Origin of the sequence: Micromonospora sp. C41 (assembly GCF_018070485.1) — a bacterium.
Taxonomy (GTDB): Bacteria; Actinomycetota; Actinomycetes; order Mycobacteriales; family Micromonosporaceae; genus Micromonospora; species Micromonospora chalcea.
This window is the reverse complement of record NZ_JAGPXP010000014.1, coordinates 97,436-118,853: the sequence shown is the minus strand read 5'-3', so window position 1 is coordinate 118,853 and position 21,418 is coordinate 97,436. Positions and strand designations below refer to the sequence as shown.

General features: G+C 70.0%; 18 protein-coding genes. 16 read left to right on the top strand and 2 right to left on the bottom strand.

Annotated elements, in window-relative coordinates:
* Positions 1-7: 7 nt before the first annotated feature.
* Positions 8-940, bottom strand: coding sequence for a 3-keto-5-aminohexanoate cleavage protein (locus tag KBX43_RS17220; protein ID WP_113973277.1), 933 nt, complete (start codon positions 938-940; stop codon positions 8-10).
* Positions 937-1,860, bottom strand: a complete 924-nt coding sequence (locus KBX43_RS17215) for a DUF6282 family protein (protein ID WP_113973276.1) — start codon at positions 1,858-1,860, stop codon at positions 937-939. The genes KBX43_RS17220 and KBX43_RS17215 overlap by 4 nt, the downstream gene beginning before the upstream one ends.
* A gap of 361 nt (positions 1,861-2,221) precedes the next feature.
* Between KBX43_RS17215 and KBX43_RS17210 the strand changes: the two genes are divergently transcribed.
* The 16 genes from KBX43_RS17210 to KBX43_RS32100 all read left to right on the top strand — a co-directional run bounded on the left by KBX43_RS17210 (position 2,222) and on the right by KBX43_RS32100 (position 21,395).
* Entirely contained in the window at positions 2,222-3,004 is a 783-nt protein-coding gene (locus KBX43_RS17210) for an IclR family transcriptional regulator (RefSeq protein ID WP_158559985.1), read from the top strand.
* Positions 3,005-3,044: 40 nt separating this feature from the next.
* Positions 3,045-3,911: an ABC transporter permease gene (locus tag KBX43_RS17205; protein WP_158559984.1), complete on the top strand. Its 867-nt coding sequence runs from the start codon at positions 3,045-3,047 to the stop codon at positions 3,909-3,911.
* On the top strand, positions 3,908-4,765 hold the full coding sequence (locus KBX43_RS17200) for an ABC transporter permease (RefSeq protein WP_104115299.1): 858 nt from the start codon (positions 3,908-3,910) through the stop codon (positions 4,763-4,765). Before KBX43_RS17205 ends, KBX43_RS17200 begins: the two co-directional genes overlap by 4 nt.
* A 7-nt stretch (positions 4,766-4,772) precedes the next feature.
* Positions 4,773-5,906: an ABC transporter ATP-binding protein gene (locus tag KBX43_RS17195; RefSeq protein WP_113973274.1), complete on the top strand. Its 1,134-nt coding sequence runs from the start codon at positions 4,773-4,775 to the stop codon at positions 5,904-5,906.
* 161 nt (positions 5,907-6,067) lie between these two features.
* On the top strand, positions 6,068-7,141 hold the full coding sequence (locus tag KBX43_RS17190) for an extracellular solute-binding protein (RefSeq protein WP_104115297.1): 1,074 nt from the start codon (positions 6,068-6,070) through the stop codon (positions 7,139-7,141).
* Between the two features lie 49 nt (positions 7,142-7,190).
* A complete protein-coding gene (locus KBX43_RS17185) occupies positions 7,191-7,961 on the top strand; it encodes an IclR family transcriptional regulator (RefSeq protein ID WP_158559983.1) in 771 nt (256 codons plus the stop codon).
* A gap of 368 nt (positions 7,962-8,329) precedes the next feature.
* Positions 8,330-10,363, top strand: coding sequence for a nuclear transport factor 2 family protein (locus KBX43_RS17180; RefSeq protein WP_113973273.1), 2,034 nt, complete (start codon positions 8,330-8,332; stop codon positions 10,361-10,363).
* 275 nt (positions 10,364-10,638) lie between these two features.
* Positions 10,639-12,654: a nuclear transport factor 2 family protein gene (locus tag KBX43_RS17175; RefSeq protein ID WP_210871867.1), complete on the top strand. Its 2,016-nt coding sequence runs from the start codon at positions 10,639-10,641 to the stop codon at positions 12,652-12,654.
* A 179-nt stretch (positions 12,655-12,833) separates the two neighbouring features.
* Complete coding sequence (locus tag KBX43_RS17170; protein WP_073827372.1) at positions 12,834-13,607, top strand: SDR family NAD(P)-dependent oxidoreductase; 774 nt, start codon at positions 12,834-12,836, stop codon at positions 13,605-13,607.
* Positions 13,600-14,877 (top strand): iron-containing alcohol dehydrogenase, encoded by a 1,278-nt coding sequence (locus tag KBX43_RS17165; protein WP_210885483.1) that lies wholly within the window; start codon positions 13,600-13,602, stop codon positions 14,875-14,877. The genes KBX43_RS17170 and KBX43_RS17165 overlap by 8 nt, the downstream gene beginning before the upstream one ends.
* Positions 14,874-16,301 (top strand): NAD-dependent succinate-semialdehyde dehydrogenase, encoded by a 1,428-nt coding sequence (locus KBX43_RS17160; RefSeq protein WP_307851545.1) that lies wholly within the window; start codon positions 14,874-14,876, stop codon positions 16,299-16,301. The genes KBX43_RS17165 and KBX43_RS17160 overlap by 4 nt, the downstream gene beginning before the upstream one ends.
* Positions 16,302-16,584: 283 nt before the next feature.
* Positions 16,585-17,640 (top strand): dipeptidase, encoded by a 1,056-nt coding sequence (locus tag KBX43_RS17155; RefSeq protein WP_043325193.1) that lies wholly within the window; start codon positions 16,585-16,587, stop codon positions 17,638-17,640.
* Positions 17,641-17,671: 31 nt separating this feature from the next.
* A complete protein-coding gene (locus KBX43_RS17150; protein ID WP_158559980.1) occupies positions 17,672-19,285 on the top strand; it encodes an ABC transporter substrate-binding protein in 1,614 nt (537 codons plus the stop codon).
* 64 nt (positions 19,286-19,349) lie between these two features.
* Positions 19,350-20,216, top strand: coding sequence for a tetratricopeptide repeat protein (locus KBX43_RS17145; protein ID WP_043325191.1), 867 nt, complete (start codon positions 19,350-19,352; stop codon positions 20,214-20,216).
* A gap of 1 nt (position 20,217) precedes the next feature.
* Positions 20,218-20,418, top strand: coding sequence for a tautomerase family protein (locus KBX43_RS17140; protein WP_018786431.1), 201 nt, complete (start codon positions 20,218-20,220; stop codon positions 20,416-20,418).
* The gene (locus KBX43_RS32100) at positions 20,415-21,395 is read left to right on the top strand and encodes a D-2-hydroxyacid dehydrogenase (RefSeq protein ID WP_210885481.1); all 981 of its coding nucleotides are present in this window, start codon (positions 20,415-20,417) and stop codon (positions 21,393-21,395) included. The genes KBX43_RS17140 and KBX43_RS32100 overlap by 4 nt, the downstream gene beginning before the upstream one ends.
* Positions 21,396-21,418: the final 23 nt, after the last annotated feature.

The following is a 21,418-nucleotide window of genomic DNA, read 5'->3' as shown; positions in this document are numbered from 1 at the left end:
GGTGGCGTCAACGGCTGATGTTCCGGCCGCCCTTGAGGCCGAGGATCGCCCGGGCCTCGTCGGGCGTCGCGATCGTGCGGCCCAGGTCCTGGACGATCGACCGGACCTTGCGGACCTGCTGCGCGTTGCTGGTGGCGAGTTCGCTCTTGCCGATGTAGAGGTTGTCCTCCAGCCCCACCCGGACGTGCCCGCCCAGCCACGCGCTGTGGGTGCAGAACTGCATCTGATGCCGGCCCGCGGCGAACGCGGAGAAGTGGTAGTCGGCGCCGAACAGCTTGTCGGCGATGGCGATCATGTGGGTCAGGTTGGCGTGGTCCGCGCCGATGCCGCCGAGGATGCCGAAGACGCCCTGGATGAACAGGGGTGGCCGGGCGAGACCGCGATCCACGAAGTGGGCCAGGGTGTAGAGGTGCCCGATGTCGTAGCACTCGTACTCGAAGCGGGTGCCGCCCTTCTCGCCGATCTCGCGCAGCGCGTACTCGATCTGGGCGAACGTGTTGATGAAGGGCTGCCGGTAGGTGTTCTCGACGTAGGGCTTCTCCCAGTCGTGCTTCCACCGGCTGACCCGGTCCGCGATGCCGGAGTAGACGAAGTTCATCGACCCCATGTTCAGCGAGGCGAGTTCGGGGGTGAACCGGGCCGCGGCGGCGAGCCGTTCCTCGATCGTCATCGACGAGGCGCCCCCGGTGGTGATGTTGATGACCGCGTCGCACCGTTCGACGATCGGGGGGATGATCTGCTCGAACGTCTCCGGTTCGAACGCGGGCCGTCCGTCCGGGTGCCGCGCGTGCAGGTGGATGACCGCGGCGCCGGCCTCCGCCGCCTCCAGCGACGACCGCACCACCTGCTCGGGGGAGAGCGGAAGGTGGTCGCTCTGCGAGGGCACGTGCACGGACCCGGTGACCGCCGCGCTGATGATGACCCTGTCCGCCCTGATCACGACGGGCTGTCCTCCAGACCGAGCAGGTAGGCCGGGTTGCCGGCGATCATCCGCCGGACGTCCTTCTCGGACACCCCGTGGTCGAGCAGGCGCTGCACGAGGTAGATGTAGCCGTCGACCGGCAGCGGGTTGCCCTGCTGGCCCAGGTCCGAGCCGATGGTGGTCCGTTCCGGCCCGACGCGCTCGATCCAGCGCACCAGCTGCTCGATCGGCCAGCCCGGCTTCGGGACGCCGGGGTGGTACATCGCGATCTCGTGCTCGACGTACGCCCCCATCCGCAGCAGCTCCTCGATGTCGCCGTCCGAGGCGCCCACGATGAAGTCGGGGTGCTGGACGAGAAGCCGGCGCACGCCCTTGTCGACGGCGACCGTGAACAGCGCCTTCATCGAGTCGGCGTCGAGGTGGCCGCCGGTCAGCAGCGCGTCGGCGTCCGCGACGACCTCGACGACCTGCTCGGTCTGCGCGGAGACGGACCCGCTGTCGTCGAAGACCGAGACCTCGCTCTCCAGCAGGTCCAGGCCCGAGGTCGGGAACCCGTGCTCGTGGCTGTGGTGCTCGATGTGCTGGCGCGCGGACACGGTGGGCGCCCAGACGCACCGGCCGCCCATCCGCAGGCTCATCGCGACGGCCGACGGGTTGATGCCGCCGACCTCGGAGTTCAGCGCGACGCCCCCGTAGACCGGCGTCGGCGCCTCCTTCAGCCAGGGCCCCATGGCCAGCAGGTCCATGACGGTGTTGTGGTGGTGCGACTTCACCAGCAGCGCCCGCACGCCGATGCGCGCGGCGTCGTACGACGCCTCGACGTGGTTGATCCGCCGCGGGAACGGGCTCGGGCCGGAGTGGCAGTGCAGGTCAACCGTGCCATCCAGGACCTTCAACAGCCCTGGCGGGACCGGCTGGTGACCTTTCGAGACGCCCATCGACTCCTCCTGTTCGTCCCATGAACTTGGCGTTCAGCATACGGACGAGCATCGGTCGTGTCCATGGGTGGCCGAGCGGCGTAACAGCTGCGCCAGGCCCGCGAAAGGACCATTGTGTTGCGTGCGGGTTACCGGTTATCGTCCGCATACCGAAAGCGGGAGCTCGCAAAACGAACGCCCGATCTCGGGCCAACCATCGGTCGTGCCGGATCCGCCCAGCGCCAGCGCCTCGTCGGCGTGCTCGTCGAGGCGTCGAACGGAAGAGCCGTCGTTCGCATCGTGCATGCCTTTGCCCGCATGCGAACTTTCGCTTGCCCTGGACCGGGCCCTGGAAATGGATGCGTCCGGTAAGGAGGTGACGATGAGCGCCGATCCTGACCCCCAGCGAACCGGCCCCGGGCCGGCGACGGTGGAGACGGATCGCACCATGATCCAGTCCATCGACCGGGCGGCGAACGTCCTCGCGCTACTCGATCAGCACACCCGGAGTCTCGCCCCCGGCCTGGTGGCCGAGCGCCTCGGCCTCAACCGCACGACCGCGCACCGCTATCTCCAGTCCCTGCAACGGGCCGGCTTCCTGAGCGCGTCGTTCGGCCCCGGCCCGCTGCTCGACCAGCTCTTCGCCCTCGTCTCGGTCCGCCAGCAGCTCCTCACGCTGGCGCCGGCGATCATGCGGCAGCTCTCGGACACGACCGGCCTCACCACAGTGCTCAGCTTCCTCGGCCGTTCCGGCGCGGTGGTGACGCTCGTCGAGGAGCCGCACCAGGGCACCATCGTGCTGACGGCCCGGATCGGGACGGTGCTGGAACTCAAGGCCGCGCAGACCCGCGTTCTGCTCGCCTTCCAGGCCGACCCGGCCACCGTGACCCGGGCCCACGCGAGCCTCACCCCGGCCGAGGCGGCGGTGGAGCGGCAGGCGCTGGCCCGGGTACGGCGCCACCGGATCGCCTGGGCGGACCTGGATCGGGCCGGTCTGGCCTCGGTGGCGGTGCCGATCTTCGCCACCTACGACGTGCAGGCCGCGATGGGCCTGCTCGGCACGACCGAGATGCTCAACCCCGCGGAGCGGTCCTCGGCGCGCGTCGCCGCGCTGGAACAGGCGGCCGAGACCCTGGGCTCCATGATCGCGACCAGCCATGCATGAAAGGCGAGCCCGGGACGCCGGGCGGAAGGCGGAAACAGACATGCCAGGTCTCCTACGGCGGCTCCGGCCGCGTCCGCAGTGGCTGCTCCTCGTGCCGGCGCTCACCCTGCTCGCCTGGATCCTGCTCGTGCCGCTCGGGAACAGCTTCCTGCGCAGCGTCGGCAACGGCGACTGGACCCTGCGGCACTACGAGTCGCTGTTCACCGACGGGGTGACGATGCGGGTGCTCGTCCGCACCGCGCTGACCGCGGCCGCGGTCACCGTCATCGCCTTCCTGCTCGGCTACCCGTACGCCTACCTGATGACCCGCGTCGGGCCGCGCATGCGCGGCGTCCTGCTGATCATCGTGCTGATCCCGTTCTGGACGTCGGTCATGGCCCGCAACTACGCCTGGATCGTCATCCTGCAACGCAACGGACCGGTGCACTCCTTCTTCGAGCTGTTCGGCCTGGACGTCGTGCTGTACGGGACGGTGGCCGGCGTGACGGTCGCGATGAGCCAGGTGCTGCTCCCGTTCATGGTGCTGCCGTTGTTCAGCGCGCTGTCCGGCATCGACCGCCGGCTCCTGCTGGCCGCGCGCGGCCTCGGCTCCCACCCGCTGGTCGCGTTCTGGAAGATCTACTGGCCGCTGTCGCGCGCCGGCGTGGTCGCGGGCCTGATCCTCGTGTTCACCCTGAGCCTCGGCTTCTACGTCACGCCGGCCCTGCTCGGGTCGCCACAGCAGTCCCTCGTCGCGCAGCTGCTCGGCCAGCGCACCACCCTGCTGCTCGACTTCTCGGGCGCGGGCGCGCTGGGGATGCTCGTGCTCGTCGTCACCCTCGTGCTAGTCGCCTGGGCGAACCGCCTCGGCGGAACCATCTCGGCGATCGGCGTGGTCGCCGCCGCCAGGACGAAGGACCAGCCATGACCGCGACGAAGACCGACAACCCTCCGGGTACGCAGAGGCGACCCGCCCCGGCCCGTCGGCGCCGCCGCGCCACCTCCGTGGACCCGATCCCCTGGTGGCTCAAGCTCGTCGGCGCCCTGGTGGCGCTGTACTTCATCCTGCCGACCCTGTTCGTCATCCCGATGAGCTTCAGCACGGCGTCGACGTTCCAGTTCCCGCCCACCGGCTTCTCGCTCAAGCTGTACGAGAACTTCTTCACCGACCCGACCTGGCTCGCGTCGTTGCGTACCTCGGTGCTTGTCGGCGTGCTCGCCGCGTCGCTCGCCACAGTGGTCGGCACCGCCGCCGCCATCGGCCTGCACAGCCTGACCGGGCGGCTCGCGCGGCTCGCCCGGACGTTGCTGATGGTCTCTATCGTCACGCCGTCGATCGTGATCGCGGTCGCGGTCTACATCTCGTTCCTGAAGTGGCACCTCGTCGGCACGCTGAGCGGGTACGTCCTCGCCCATGCCGCGATCGGCGTGCCGTTCGTGCTGGTGTCGGTGACGAGCGCGCTCAGCGGCTTCGACCCGAAGCTGCTGCGGGCGTCGGCGTCGCTGGGCGCGACGCCGATCCGGACCTTCCTGTTCGTGACCATGCCGCTGATCAGCCGGGGGATCGTCACCGGCGCCATCTTCGCGTTCGTCACCTCGTTCGACGAGGTGGTGATCGCGCTGTTCCTCCGCGCGCCGACGTTCCAGACGCTGCCGGTGCAGATGTACAACAGCGTCACCGTCGAGATCGACCCCACCATCGCCGCGTCGTCGAGCCTGGTCGTCGTCGCGGTCACCGTCATCTGCCTCGTGCTGTTCGTGGGCAACCGAAAGAGCCGATAGGAGCATCATGTCCGCATCCACGTTCCGCACGGCCGAGCCCGTGCCGGCGTCCACCCGGGCCGGGACCCAGATCCGGCTCAGCAACGTGACGAAGGACTACGGACTGACCCATCCGGCCGTCGACGACGTCTCACTGACCATCGAGCCGGGCGAGTTCATGACCCTGCTCGGGCCCAGCGGCTCGGGCAAGACCACCACGCTCAACCTCATCGCCGGGTTCGAGACGCTCACCACCGGCGCCATCTCGTTCGACGGCGTGGACGTGAGCCGGCTGCCACCGCACAAGCGCAACCTCGGCATGCTCTTCCAGAACTACGCGCTCTTCCCGCACATGACAGTCGCCCAGAACGTCGCCTATCCGCTGCGGGAACGCCGCATGTCCAAGCCGGACATCGCGCGCAAGGTCGCGGAGGTGCTCGAACTCGTCCAGCTGACCGGCCGGGACGGGCACTACCCGGCGCAGCTGTCCGGTGGGCAGCAGCAGCGGGTCGCGCTGGCCCGGGCCATCGTCTTCGGCCCGACCGCGCTGCTGCTGGACGAGCCGCTCGGCGCGCTGGACCGCAACCTGCGCGCCACGCTGCAACTGGAGATCCGCCGTATCCACCGGGAGGTCGGCTCGACGTTCGTCTTCGTCACCCACGACCAGGAGGAGGCGATGAACCTGTCCGACCGGATCGCGCTCTTCAACGACGGGCGGATCGAGCAGCTGGGCCGCCCCGAGGCGCTCTACCGGTCGCCGGAGACGCTGTTCACCGCGCGGTTCCTCGGCGACTCGACGGTCTTCACGCTGTCGCAGGTGACCGGTACGACGGCGGTCTGGGAGGGCGAGGTGTGGTCGGTCGACGGCCGTACCGTGTCGGGCCTGGTGCGTGAGGGCCGCCCGGCCGCCCTGGTGGTACGGCCGGAGGACGTCCGGATCGCGGCCGACCGGGACGCGGTTCCGCCGGACGCGAACTGCGCGGCGGCGATCGTCCGCGACATCGAGTACATGGGGGCGTACCGGACCGCCATGCTGTCGCTCGGGGGCGCGGGCGACGTGATGGGCCGCGCCCGGCTGGACGCGCTGGAGAGCGACCTGCGGATCGGCCAGCCCGTGGTCGCCTGGTGGCGAGTCGACCGGCAGCGCGTCGTCGCGGGGTAGCTCGTTCACCATACGCACATTCGACCGCGCTCTTTGGTAACGAACAGGTTCCACGCTCTTGTTGGGCACGTTACGCCCTCGCTACTGTTCACTATACGAAGCACCAATCCATATTCCGAACAGTACGCCCGCGTTCGCGGGCCATAGCCGAAGGAAGTGACATGGTGTTGAGAACATCCCGCGTCCTCGCGGTCCTCGTGGCGACCGCAGTCGTGTCGATGACCGCCGCCTGCGGCGGAGACGAGCCGGCCGCCGCGGTGGACCCCGAGGGGGACGTCAAGCTCACGTTCGTCGCCTACGGCGGTGTCGGCCAGGACGCGATGATCAAGCACTACCAGGAGCCGTACACCAAGGCGCACCCGAACGTGACCTTCACCAACACCTCGCCGCCCGACGTGGCGCAGGTGAAGGCCCAGGTCGAGAGCGGGGCGGTGCTCTGGGACGTGGTCGCGACCGCGCCGGCCGCCGCGACCCAGAACTGCGGGACGCTGTTCGAGCCGCTCGACTTCTCCGGCGTCGACAAGAGCAACCTGGCCGAGGGCACGATCGGCAAGTGCTACATCGGCAACTTCATCAACGCCTCGCCCTTCGCCTACCGCACCGAGGCGTTCCCGGACCCGAGCAAGGCGCCCAAGACCATCAAGGACTTCTTCGACGTCCAGAACTTCCCCGGCCAGCGCGGGATCCTGACCAACCTGCAGAACGGCATCCTCGAATACCCGCTGCTCGCCGACGGTGTGGCGCCGGACGCGCTCTACCCGCTCGACGTCGACCGCTCGCTGAAGAAGCTCAACACGATCCGCAAGGTGACCACGTTCGCCCCGAACGTCGGCGCGCTCCAGCAGGCGGTCGGCTCCAAGCAGGTCGACATGTTCCTGCTCGCCGACGCGCGGCTCGTGCCGCTGATGGACGAGGGCGCGGACATCACAGTGGTGTGGGACGTGACGGTGGCCTCGATCAACTGCTTCGCCGTGCCGAAGGGGTCGCCGAAGAAGGTGGCCGCGGAGCGGTTCCTGTCCACGGTGGTCAGCCCGGAGGCGGTGGCCGGCATCTCCGAGGCGCTCGGCACCGCGCCGGTGAACCTCGCCGCCAAGCCGAACCTGTCGGAGAACGCGAAGAAGGTCGAAGTCTACGGCGACGCCAACACCGGCAAGACCGTGCTGCAGGACGTCCAGTGGTACGCCGACAACTTCAACGAGGTCACCGCCAAGCTCACCAACTGGCTTGCCGGCTGAGGTGACCCCCCGGTAGCGATTCGTCCGTCATGTGAACTACGCTTCGGGGGTGGCGAACTTTGATCCGAACGAAGCCTCGAACTCGGACATCCGGGCGGTCGCGCGCGTGGGACAGATCTGCGCGCTCTTCGGTCCCCGGGTCGTCGAGCTCACGGCCGCGGACGTCGCCGAACGGACGGGTCTGAACCGCACCACCGCCTACCGATACTGCGCGTCGATGACTGCCGCCGGCATTCTCGAACGGGGGACGCGCCGCGGGACGTTCGCCCTCGGCGGACTGATGCTGGAACTGGGAATTCGGGCGCTGGGACGCCAGCGGATCGTCGAGATCGCCGGGCCCCACCTGCGGAAGCTGAGCACCGACGCGCGAATGACGGCGGTGCTCAGCGTCCGTGGCGCCCAGGGGCCGGTGGTGACCCTGGTCGAGGAGGACACCAGCCGCCAGGTCGTGGTCACCGTGCATCCCGGCACCAAGCTCGACGCGAGCGCCGCGCAGACGCACGTGTACCTCGCGTACGCCGACGAGGCCGTGATGGACCTGGTGGCCGCCGGCATGTCCCCGGCCGAGCGCGCCCGGCTGGACTCCGAGGTCTACGCCGCACGCCGGCAGGGCTACAGCGTGGCCCGGCACAGCGGCGGCCTGTTCGCGGTGGCCGCCCCGGTCTTCGACGAGAAGGGGCTGTGCGCCACTGTCGCACTCCTCGGCGCCGGCGACATCGCCGAGCTGTCCGCCGCCATCGAGCTGCTGGTGGCGACCGCCACCACCCTGACCAGCGAGCTCGGCGCCCCCGCAGACAGCGCGCCGACGGCAGACGAGTAACGGGCCCGATCTTCCCCGCCCCGCCCGCGCTCTCCGGCCGCCCCACTCGTTGACCAAGGACTTTGTGTCCAGATCCGCCCGGTCCCGCACCCCTAACTCCTTGATCACCGGCACCCCGGCGCGCGCCACCCACCCCGCGCGCGAGGACCCACGCGCTGATCATGAAGTTGGCCGGGAGAAAACGGGCGAAAATCGCGGTCAACTTCATGATCGACGGCGTCAGGGGCCCGCTGGGCGGCTGGAAGTTCGTATGCCGGAATGCTTCTTGCGGTAGGTGAACACGTCACGTACGTTCCTCGCATCGCCCTCCGGCCGGACCTGGCGATGCCAGAGCTCTTCGCACGGCATCTACGGACAGGGATGTGACGATGAAACCTCTGACAAGACGGCTGACGGCGGCGGCGACCGGGCTCCTGCTGGTGGTCGGCGTGAACATCGCGGTACGGGCGCCGCACGCGGCGGCGAGCGGAAACGCGCCGGTGAGCATCGACTCGCTGGCCCGGGACGTCGAACGGGTCGAGTCGCTGCGCGAGGTCAAGGACGTGCAGCGGTCGTACGCCCACCTGGCCCAGTTCGGGCGCTGGGCGGACATGGCGAAGCTGTTCAGCGCGAACGGCACGCTGCAGTGGGGAAGTCAGGTGGTGAGCGGCCACCACGCCATCAAGGGATGGCTCGCGGCGGAGGCCGGGGACATGAACGGCGCCCGGCCGGGCGCGCTGCACACCACGGTGATCGACCAGCCGCTTGTCAACCTGTCGCCGGACGGCCGTACCGCGAAGGGCCGCTGGTCCGGGATCCGCTTCCTCGGTGACGGGGCCGGCGCGGCGCGCATCGACGGCGGCATCTACCAGAACGAGTACGTGCTGGAGAACGGCGAGTGGAAGATCTCGCTGCTGCGCTACTACCCGCTCTACGAGGGCGACTACGCCACCGGCTTCCGGACCATCAACCGCCAGCCGGTGCCGGTGGTGCCGTACCACTTCACGCCCGACGTGGCCGGCGTGCCGATCCCGGCGGCGACCGGGCCCGCGCCGAAGACCCGGTTCAACGCGAAGGAGCTGGCCGACCGCATCACCGCGCTCAACGACGAGGACTCGGTGCGCAACCTGCAGCACGCGTACGGCTACTACGTCGACCGCCGGATGTGGAGCGACGTGGTCGACCTGTTCACCGACGGCGCGAAGGTCACCATCGACGGCGTGGGCGTGTTCCGCAACGCCGCCGGTGTCCGCCAGGCGATGGAGCGGATGGGGCCGGAGGGCCTGACGCAGGGCGTGCTCAACGACCGGCCGCTGTTCGACACGATCGTCGACGTGGAGGACAACGGCAAGAAGGCGACCACCCGGGGCATCGAGGTCGGCATGCTCAACGACGCCGGCGGCGCCTCGTGGCAGTTCTCCGTCTTCACGAACCGCTTCGTCAAGCAGGGTGGCCTGTGGAAGCTCAAGGAGATGCACCTGACGCCGCTGGTCACGGCGCCCTACAGCACCGGCTGGGGCGACGGCGGGACCGGCCCGGTCGCCTCCGTCAAGCCGCCGAAGTTCCTCGACGTGGCCGGGCGTACCCCGGCGCCGAAGCCCGGCAAGGCGGCCGGCGCGCCGAAGGGCCCGAAGGCGGACCTGGCCGACCTCCAGCGGAGGCTGAACCGCTCGGTCGCGTTCGACGGAGCGGAGAACGTCTCGGCGGCCTACAGCTACTACATCGACGACAGCAGGTGGCCGGAGATGGCGGCCGTGCACGCGGTGAACGGCCACAAGCTGTCCCCGTTCGCCGGCTGGAACGTGACGCGCGAACGGATTCTCGGCTCGGTGGTCTCGACGTACGGCAACACGCCACCGCCGACGCAGAAGTCCTTCCTGGTGCTGCACTGGCGGCCGCAGCCGGTCATCGACGTCTCGCACGACGGCCGGTCGGCGTCGGTCCGGGCCCGGCTCATGCACGTCAACGCCTCGACCGTCAACGCCGGGTACATCAACGGCGCGATGTACAACGACCAGTTCGTGCTGGAGGACGGCATCTGGCGGATCTGGAGCCTGGACATCGACGAGTTCTACTGGCAGTCGCCGAACTGGGCCCAGGGCTGGGGTGGCGTGGCCCCGCGTGACCCGAGCCTGCCCGACCCGCCGCCGAGCAACCTGGTGAACACCTACCCGCCGGATGTCCTGCACAGCGCGCTGGGCGAGCGGTCCCGCGGCTTCCGCGGCGGCAGTCCCGGATACATCCAGTGGCCGGACATCGTGCCGATGTGGTTCCACTACCGCAACCCGGTGAGCGGGCGGGTGCCGCCGCACTTCTGGTACGACTGCGCGCCCTGCGAGGTGCGGCCGGACTGGAGCATGACGCGGTACGGCTACCAGCTGCCGCCGACCGGACCGCAGATCGACGGGCTGGAGGTGGGCTGATCCGTCAGTGACGGCGGCCCGGCCGTCGCGACCGTCCCGAGGCGCCTCTTCCCGCATCCGGCGGGGAGGGGCGCCTCCGCGCGCCTGCCGCACTCCGGTGTCCCCAGCCGGTGGCGAGATGGTGCGGGTTGGGCAAAGTTCATCTGGCGTAATAGCTCTTGCGCCCTGCGAACATGTCCCGTACGTTTCCGGCAACTGCCTCCGGTCGTGACCTCCACGGCCGCCCGCCGACCACGGGGATTCCACATACGCCAGCAACGGACAGGGATGTGAAGATGAGACGTCTGACAAGACGGCTGACCGCGACAGCCTCCGCACTGCTGCTGGTCGCCGCCGGCATGGTCGCCCTCCAGGCGCCCCCGGCCGCGGCCACCACCCCGACGATCACCCTGAACTCCCTCGCCCGGGACCTGGTCCGCGTCGAGTCGCTGCGCGAGGTCAAGGACGTGCAGCGCACGTACGCGCACCTGGCGCAGTACGGCAGATGGTCGGACATGGCGGCGCTGTTCAGCGCCGACGCGACCTTCCGCTGGGGCGACGAGACGGTCACCGGCCGCGCCGCGATCCGCGACTGGCTGGAGGCCGACGCCGGCGCGATGAACGGCATCAACCCGGGATCCCTGCACACCGTGATCGTCGACCAGCCGCTGGTGAACCTCTCCGTCGACGGCCTGTCCGCGAAGGCGCGCTGGAACGGCTTCCGCTTCCTCGGTGACGGCGCGGGCGCGGCCCGGATCGAGGGCGGCATCTACGAGAACGAGTACGTGTTCGAGAACGGCCGCTGGCGGATCTCCCTGCTGCACTACTACCCGCAGTACGAGGGGGACTACGCCACCGGCTGGCGCAACAAGGACCTCGAGCTGCTGCCGATCGTCCCGTACCACTTCACTCCGGACGAGGCGGGCGTGCCGATCCCGGAGCCGGTCGGTCCGGCGCCGCCGGCCGGCACGACCGTCAACAAGGTGGCGGCCCGCATCGACAAGCTCAACAGCGAGGACTCGGTCCGCAACCTCCAGCACGCCTACGGCTACTACGTCGACCGGCGGATGTGGTCCGACGTGGTCGACCTGTTCGCCAACGGCGCCACGGTGACCATCGACAACGTGGGCACGTTCCGGGGCGCCGCCGGCGTCCGCCAGGCCATGGAGCGCATGGGCCCGGAGAACCTCAGCCAGGGCATCCTCAACGAGCGTATCCAGTTCGACACGATCGTCGACGTGCACACCAGCGGCACGCAGGCGACCGCCCGGGGCATCGAGTTCGCCATGGTCGGCGACGCCAACACCCGCGAGGCGTCGTGGGAGATCTCCGTGTTCCACAACCACTTCGTCAAGCAGGGCGGGCTGTGGAAGCTCAAGGACATGAACATCACGCCGCTGGTGATAGCCCCGTACTCCACCGGCTGGGGTGACGGCGGCATCGCGCCGGCGCCGACCCGGGTGCCGGCCTTCCTCGACGTGCAGGCGCGCAGCCAGAAGAACGCCGGCGGCGCGGCGTCGTCGAACCGGAACCTGGCCGACCTCGACCGCCGGCTGGCCCGGTCGCTGGCGTTCGACGGGGCGGAGAACGTCTCGATGGCGTACACCGCCTACCTGGACGACCTCCGGATCTACGACATGGCGCAGATCCACGCCGAGTTCGGCCACAAGCTGTCGCCGTTCGCCGGCTACTTCCAGGGCCCGGAGCGGATCCGGCAGGCCGGGGTGACGGTCTACGGAACCAACCCGTCGACGATGCGCGCCAGCATCTCGTACCACTGGCGGCCGCAACCGGTGATCCTCGTGTCCGAGGACGGACGGTCGGCGACGATGCGCGCCCGCCTGCTCCAGCCGCGGACGTCGAGGACCAACGCCGGCGCGTTCAACGGCGCGATGTACAACGACGAGTTCGTGCTCGAGAACGGCATCTGGCGCATCTGGAGCCTGACCATCGACGAGTTCTACTGGCAGTCGACGAACTGGGCCGGCGGCTGGGCCGCGGCGAACCCGCGCAACCCGGAGCTGCCGGACCCGGCACCCAGCACGCTGGTGACCCGGTACCCGCCGGACGTGCTGCTCAGCAGCATGGGTGAGCGCTCGCGCGGGTTCCAGGGCGGTTCCCCCGGTTACATCGCGTGGCCCGGGATCGTGCCGATGTGGTTCCACTACAAGAACCCGGTCAGCGGGCGCGAGCCGCAGTTCTACTGGCCGCAGTGCGCGCCGTGCGAGGTGCGGCCGGACTGGCGGATGACCGAGCACGGCTGGCAGCAGCCGCCGCTCGGCCCGCAGGTCGACGGAGTGGACCTGGGCTGACCCGGGCGACACCGCGCCGTCAGTGGGGGAGCGCCTCTTCCGACTCCGGTCGGGAGGGGCGCTCCGCCGTCACGACGCCTGTGGACACACGAGACCGCGCTCCGTAATATGAACTTCGGTTGCGCTATCCGAACATTTGCTGCTCACCGGCAGCCGTCGAGAAGAGGGATAGAGAAGCCATGCCGGACCCGCAGAACCGCCCCCTCCCGTTGGCGGGCAAGGTCGTCCTCGTCGTCGGCGCCAGCGCGGGCATCGGCGCCGACGCCGCCCGGGTGTTCGCCGCCGACGGCGCCTCGCTGATGCTCGTCGCCCGCTCCGAGGGGCCACTGGAGAAGATCGCCCTGGAACTCGCCTCGGCCGGGCACGACGTCGACCACGTCACCGGCGACATCTCCGTCGCCCGCGACGTCGCCCGCGTCGTGGACCGGACCGTCGAGCGGTTCGGCCGGCTCGACGGCGCCTTCAACAACGCCGCGATGACACAGGGCGGCCGCCTGGACCAGGTCCCCGAGGAGGACTTCGACCGGATCATGGCGGTGAACGTCAAGGGCACCTGGTTGTGCGTCCGCGAGCAGGTGCGGGTCATGCTCGGCCGGGGCGCCGGCTCGATCGTCAACGTGAGCAGCATCGGCGGACTGCGCGGCAGCTCCGGCCTGGGCGCGTACCAGGCGACCAAGCACGCGGTCATCGGGCTGACCCGCACCGCCGCGCACGACTTCGGCCCGCTCGGGATCCGGGTGAACGTGATCGCGCCCGGCCCCACCGAGACGCCGATGCTGGCCCAGACCCGGCTGGCGATTCCCGGCGGGGTCGAGGCCCGGATCGCGGCGACCCCACTGCGCAAGGCGGGCACCGGGACGGAGGTCGGCGCGACGGCGTCGTTCCTGCTGAGCGACCGGGCCAGCCACATCAGCGGGGCGGTGCTCCCGGTGGACGGTGGCTTCAGTGCCTGACGAGACCGCGGTGACCGCGCCGACCGGCGACGGCGACGACCTCCGCTCCGCCGCCGTCGGCACGCTCCGCCTTCCGCCACGGATCCACTTCGGGTACGGCGCCCGCCGGCACCTGCCGGAGGTCGTCCGGGTGCACGGCCGGCGCGTACTCGCCGTGGTCGACCCGTTCCTGGTGCGGACGCCGATCTTCCGCGAGACGGTGGACGCCCTGACCGGGGCCGGGCTGGACGTGCTGGTCCACTCCGACATCACGCCGGAACTCCCGGTCGACACCCTCGACGCCGCGGTCGCGACCGCCCGCGACTACCGCGCGGAGGTGGTCCTGGCGATCGGCGGCGGCAGCGCGCTCGACGCCGCCAAACTGATCGCGCTGCTGTCGGCCTACGGCGGGCCGGCGCACCGCTACTACGGCGAGAACCTCGTGCCCGGGCCGATCGTGCCGCTGGTGGCGGTGCCGACGACCGCGGGCACCGGGTCGGAGGTGACACCCGTCGCGGTCGTGTCCGACCCCGACCGCGAGCTCAAGGTGGGCATCTCCAGCCCTTTTCTGGTGCCGTCGGCCGCCGTGGTCGACCCGGAGTTCACGCTCGGGACACCCGCGACGGTGACCGCCTGGTCCGGCATCGACGCGCTGGTGCACGCGGTCGAGTCGTTCACGGCCCGGCCGGTCGACCTCGACTGGTCGGGCGTGCTCCCGGTGTTCACCGGACGCAACGTGCTGAGTGAGTCGGTCGCGTTGCAGGCGGCGGCGCGTCTGGGCCCCTGGCTGCCGGTCGCGGTCCACCGGCCCGGCGACCGGCGGGCACGCCACGAGGTGGCGCTGGGCTCGCTGCTCGGCGGGATGGCGTTCGGCGCGACCGGCACCCACCTGTGCCACGCCCTGCAGTACCCGATCGGCGCGCTAACCAAGACTCCGCACGGGCTCGGCACCGGGCTGATGCTCCCGTACGTCATCGACACGCTGACGGCGCAGCCGGCGGTCGCCGAGCGGCTCGCGGCGCTCGGCGCGGCGCTCGAAGCGGTCCCGGCCGCGGACGCCTCCGCGACGCGGACGCTCGCCCGGGTGGTCGAGATCAACCAGGAGATCGGCGTGCCGCGCACGCTCGCCGAGATCGGGCTGACGCGCAGCCAGCTTCCGCAGATCGCCGAGCTGGGGCTCAGGTCCACCCGGCTGATCGCGGCCGCGCCGGTGGACCCGTCCCGCGAGCTGCTGCTCGACATCCTGGAACGCGCCCACGACGGCGCCCTGGCGAATGGGAGTCTCAGGTGAACCTGCTCGCGGACCTCTTCATCGACGGGCAGTGGCGGCCCGGCTCCGACGGCCGCCGGTTCGGCGTGACCGACCCCGCCGACCTCTCCACCATCGCCCGGTTCGCCGTCGCGACGGAGCAGGACTGCATGGCGGCCGTGGACGCCGCGGCGGCGGCCCAGCCCGCCTGGGCCGCGACCGCGCCGCGCGAGCGCAGTGAGCTGCTGCGCCGGGCGTACGAGATCCTCACCGACGAGGTGGAGGTCTTCGCCGAGCTGATGGTGCGGGAGAACGGCAAGTCGTGGGCGGACGCGATCGGCGAGGCCAACTACGCCAAGGAGTTCTTCCGCTGGTTCGCCGAGGAGGCCGTCCGGGTGCCGGGCGACTACCGCCTCTCCCCGGCGGGGGACAAGCGGATCGTCGTGGACCGGCAGCCCGTCGGCGTGTCCCTGCTGGTCACGCCGTGGAACTTCCCGGCCGCGATGGCCACGCGCAAGCTCGGCCCGGCGCTGGCGGCCGGGTGCACGACCATCCTCAAGCCCGCGCGGGAGACGCCGCTGACCGCCGCCTACGTCGTGGAGGTCCTGCGCCGTGCCGGCGTGCCGCGTGGCGTGGTCAACCTGGTCACTCCGGTGCCGACCGGCCCGCTGGTGAAGCGGATGATCGACCGTCCCGAGGTCCGCAAGCTCTCCTTCACCGGCTCCACCGAGGTCGGCCGTGAGCTGCTGCACGCCTGCGCGGACAGCGTGGTCAGCACGTCGATGGAGCTCGGTGGCAACGCCCCGCTCATCGTGCTGCCGAGCGCGGACCTGGACACCGCCGTGGAGGGCGCTCTGCTGGCCAAGATGCGCAACGGCGGGTCCGCCTGCACCGCGGCCAACCGCTTCTACGTCCATTCCTCGGTGCACGACGAGTTCGTCGCCCGGATGGACGCCGCCCTCGCCGCGGTGTCGGTCGGGCCGGGGCTCGACCGGGCGAACGACCTGGGCGCGCTCGTCTCGGTTGTCGAGCGGGACAAGGTGGCGGACCTGGTCCGGACCGCCGTCGCGCAGGGGGCCACCGTGGTGCGCGGCGGACGGTCCGCGGGCCACGGCGCGTTCTACGACGCGACGCTGCTGACCGGTGTGGTGCACGGCTCCACCATTACCACGACAGAGATCTTCGGGCCGGTCACCGCGGTGATCCGCTTCGACCACGTCGACGACGCGGTCCGGATGGCGAACGACACCGTCTACGGTCTGATGGCGTACGTCTTCGGTGAGGAGCGGGAGGCGATGGCCGTCGCCCGGCGTCTGGAAGCCGGGATGGTGGCCGTGAACCGGGGCGTCGTCAGCGACCCGGCCGCCCCGTTCGGCGGGGTCAAGCAGAGCGGCCTCGGCCGGGAGGGCGGCTCCGAGGGCATCCTGGAGTTCCTGGAGGAGAAGTACATCGCGCTCACCGCGTGAAGGTCGAACCTCTCGACGAAGCGCCCGGCTCCGGCCGGGCGCTTGTCGTGTCCGGTGTGACCCGCGCCGGTCCACTGTGCACCATGCCGCATTTGTCTTCCATAAGGGTCTTCTCGCGCTATGGCGGATTCGCGCCGGACGGGCACCCTCGATCGGTTTGCTAGAGCTATAACGACGAAATTCGTCGCTTCAAAGCTGTCTACCGACGAGTTGCTGAGATTTCATGGACAACAACTGGCGTGGCTCGTAGAGTCTCGGCATCTTCCGATGATCTGGAGATGACGTGAAGACTGCCGCCACCGCCCAACCCGTTCGTTCCGCCGCCGACCTGCACGCCGCCGCAACAGTGGTGGACGGAAGCACGGTCATCGAGCTGAGCGACGCCCACCTCGACCGGATCCGGCGAGGAGGCGTCACCGCGGTCAACCACACGGTCACCCGGCCGTACGCGGACACCGTCACCGCCCTGCGCGAGGTCAACCGCTGCCGCAGGTGGATCGACGCACACCCGGACGAGGTGCTGCTCGCCCTGACCGTGGACGACATCCACCGGGCCAAGGCCGAGGGCAAGGAGGCCGTCATCCTCGGCCCGCAGGACACCGAGATGATCGGGGGTGACCTCGACCTGCTCGGCACGTTCCACGACCTGGGCGTCCGCATCCTTCAGCTGACCTACCAGCGGCAGAACCTGCTCGGCGCGGGCTGCGGCGAGGACACCGACTCGGGGCTGACGCACCGGGGCCGTGCCTTCGTCAAGGCGATGAACGAGCTGGGCGTGCTGGTCGACGTCTCGCACAGCGGCGAGCGCACCGGCCTGGACGCGATGGACGCCTCGGACAAGCCGGTCGTCGTCACGCACGCCTTCTGCGACGCGCTGTCGCCGCACATCCGCGCCAAGTCGGACGGATACCTGCGGCGCCTCGCCGAGCAGGGCGGCGTCATGGGCATCACCACCCTGTCGGGGTTCCTGTACCACCCGGAGGACCCGTCCCGTCGTCCGGACCTGACCCGCTTCGTGGAGCACGTCTGCCGAGTGGTGGAGGTGGCCGGCGTCGACCACGTCGCCGTCGCCACCGACTACGACGAGACGTGGACCGAGGAGATGCGGATCGCGCAGCTCAAGAGCATCGCGCAGGCGAACTCGAAGGAGCACCAGAACCTGCTCGGTGACTTCGGATGGGAGGAGCGCCGGGCGATCGGCATGGACGACGCCGCGGACTTCCCCAACATCACCGAGGCGCTTCTGGCCGGCGGATTCTCGCCGGAGGACGTGATCAAGATCCTCGGCGGCAACTGGCTTCGGGTCTATGGGGAGGCATGGAAGCCGGCCGCGCGATGAAGCGCTAATCGTGACACTGCCAAGGAGACTGATGCGTACCCGAATTCTGATGAGAGCGCTGGCGGTGGGCGTCGTGACGACGCTCGCGGCCGGCTGCGGAGGCGGCGAGCCGCCGTCGGGCAAGTCCGGTGGCAACGCCAGCGACGGCCTCACCAGCAACGTCAAGCTCGAGGACGAGACGCAGGCCGCCGGCACGCCGAAGTCCGGTGGCCGCCTGCGGATCATGATCCGGCTGGACGCCAACGAACTCGACCCGCACCGGATGTCGGAGACCTCGGCCTTCGTCATCAACGAGCAGATCTACGAGTCGCTCGTGCAGTCGTACCGGGGCGAGATCAAGCCGGCGATCGCCGAGTCGTGGGAGCTGAGCGCGGACGGCCAGACCGTGACGTTCAAGCTGCGCGACAACGCGTACTTCCACAGCGGCCGCAAGGTGACCGCCGCCGACGTGAAGTACTCGATCGAGCGGATCAAGGACCCGGCCACCCGGGCGCCGCGCGCCCGCAGCTACGAGGGCATCACCTCGGTCGAGGCGCCCGACGAGCGTACCGTCGTGATGAAGCTGGCCAAGCCCAACGCCGCCATCCTGACCCTGCTGTCCACCGCCGCGTCGTCGATCGTCGACCGGACCGTGGTCGAGAAGCAGGGCGACCTCAACGGCAGCGTCGACGGCGGCAGCGGGCCGTTCAAGCTCGCGGCCCGGACCACCGGCCAGGCCATCAAGCTGGACAAGCACGACAAGTACTGGGAGTCCGGGGTTCCGTACCTGGACGGGCTGGACTTCACGTTCAACCCGGACGACAACGCCCGCGCCGCCGCCGTGCGCAGCGGCACCGTCGACTTCCTGTGGCGGCCCGCGCCCGAGTTCATCGACGCGCTCAAGCGCGACGAGAAGCTCAAGTGGTACGGCGGCTCCGGCTCGCTGTCGCTGCACCTGCGGCTGAACACCTCGAAGGCGCCGTACGACAACGTCAAGGTCCGGCAGGCCATCTACCTGGCGCTGGATCGGCAGGAGATCCTGAACGTCGCCAACTCCGGCTTCGGCACCGCGCTCAACGCCGGCTACCTGCCGCCGGACCGCTTCGGCGCGCTGAAGGAGCCGGTGTACGGCAAGCCCGACATCGAGAAGGCCAAGGCGCTGCTGGCCGAGGCGGGTTACCCGAACGGCTTCGACGCCAAGCTCATGGTGATCGCCACCTCGGCGTTCCAGGTGCGCTCGGCGGAGGTGGAGCAGCAGCAGCTCGCCAAGATCGGCATCAAGGTGACGCTGGAGTCGGTGGAGTCCACCATCGCCGACACCAAGACGAAGTCCGGCGACTTCGACATGTACCAGTCCGGCTTCGGCCTGACCTACGACCCGGACGAGCGGTTCACCGCCAGCTTCCTCAAGGGCGGCGGCCTGAACTACGGCAACTGGTCCGACCCGGAGTACGAGGACCTGATCGTCAAGGCCCGCTCCGAGCTGGACAAGGACAAGCGCGCCCAGCTCTACCAGCAGGCCGAGAAGATCCTGGCCGAGCGGGGCCCGGTGGCCATGACCTTCCTGAACGCCGACTTCGACGTCGTGCAGAAGGACGTCATGGGTTACCGGGGTGACCCCACGCCGACCTACCGCTTCTACCGGCACCTCTGGCTCGACCGCTGACGAGTCGCGGAGGGGACGCCGGCCCACGGCGTCCCCTCCGCCGCACCGCGACGAAAGGCAATCCATGACGGCCGTACCCCTGACCCATCGCTACGTCATCGCCGCCCGGCTGAAGGGCTACCTCGGCAAGCACGAGGAGTCCGTGGCGCTGCTCACCGAGGCACTCGAACTGGAACCGGACAGCCCGCGCCTGCTGCGTTTCCGCGGCCACCGGCGGATCTCCATCAGTGACTACGCCGGCGCGATCGCGGACCTGCGCGCCGCCGCCGACCAGCTCGCCGGCGTCGAGGACGAGTACGAGATGTACCAGCCGGAGGTGGAGAAGGACGTCGTCAGCCTGATCCTCGGCCGGCCCGAGGACGTGCGCCCGCAGCACCTCAGCGACACCGACGCCGCCGCGAACCCGGAGATCCTCGGCCGCTACAACACCACGCTGCACGCCTCCGTCTGGTACCACCTGGGCGTCGCCCAGTACCTCGCCGGTGACCTGGAGGGCTGCCTGCCCAGCTTCGCCGAGTCGGAGAAGGCGTCCCGGCACCAGGAGGGCCTGGTCGCGTCGCAGGACTGGCAGTACATGGCGCTGCGGCGCCTCGGCCGGACCGCCGAGGCCGAGGAGGTGCTCGACCGGTTCCGCACTGTCGACCTGGTCGACGAGCCGCACCTGGTCGGCTACGAGGGCCGGATGAAGCTCTACACCGGCGAGATCGGCCCGGACGAGCTGTGGGCGATGTGCGACGGCAACAGCCTCAAGACCGTCACCCAGGGGTACGGCCTCGGTAACTGGCACTACTACAACGGTGACGTCGACAAGGCGCGTGAGGTGTTCGACGGGGTGCTGAAGACCCGCGTCACGCACGCCTTCGCGTACCTCGCAGTCAAGGCCGAGTACGAGCGCAACCCGGACTTCGCGACCACGAGCAAGGAGAACTGAGATGGCAATCATCCGTGCCGAGATCGGCAAGCGGGACCAGGCCACCAAGGAAGCGATGATCGCCGACCTGACCGACGTGCTGGTCAAGTACGGCTCGCCGCGCGAGAACACCCACGTCCTGCTCTACGAGGTGTCGTACGACAACTGGGCCAAGGGCGGCGTGACGTACAACAACCGGAAGCGTGCGCAGGAGTCCTCGTGACCGGCGCCGTCGCGGGACCGCACATCCTGCTCACGCCCAACCTGTCGGACCTGCTCCCGCAGCTGCGGGAGCGGTTCCCGCAGTGCCGGTTCAGCCCGGTACCGGACGGTGAGCCGGTACGCGACGAGTGGCTCGACGCCGAGGTGATCCTGCGCAGCGCGATGAACGAGGACACCTTCGACGAGCTGCTGGCCAAGTGCGACCGGCTGCGGTGGGTGCAGATCACCGCGGCCGGGTTCGACTGGGTGGGCGGCGAGCTGATGCAGCGCCGCCTCGCCGAGGGGCTGCTCTACACCCGGTCGCCCAACTCCTACAACGTGCCGATCGCCGAGTACGCCATCGGCGCGGTGCTGATGCGCTTCCGCGCGTTCCCGGAGCACCGGGAGGCGCAGGAGCGCCGGGAGTGGGTGCGGATCACCGGCCGGGACTTCATCGGCAGCACGATGCTCGTCTTCGGCACCGGCGGCATCGGCGGCGAGGTGGCCTGGCGGGCCCGCGCGCTCGGCGTCGACGTGATCGGGGTGAACCGCTCCGGCACTCCGGCCGAGGGCTTCGACCGGGTGATCCCGTACGCCGAGCACATGGCCGTGCTGCCGGAGGCCGACTCGGTGGTCCTGGCCATGCCGCTGACCACCGAGAACCGCTACTTCTTCGACGCCGAGCACTTCGCGGCGATGAAGGAGTCGGCGGTGCTGGTGAACGTCGGGCGGGGCGCTCTCGTGGTGGAGGACGCCCTGGTCGACGCGATGCGGTCCGGCCGGATCGCCGGCGCGGTGCTGGACGTGTTCGAGGAGGAGCCGCTGCCGGCCGACCACCGGCTGTGGGACCTGCCGAACACCACCATCACCCCGCACACGTCGTTCCGCGGCACCGGCAACCTCCAGCGGCTCTACGCCGACTTCTGCGTCAACCTGGAGCGTTACCTGGCCGGCGAGCAGCTGGCCGGCCTGAAGCGGCAGCCCGACCTGGGGTACTGAGCGGCCGAACGAGAGGCGGCCCA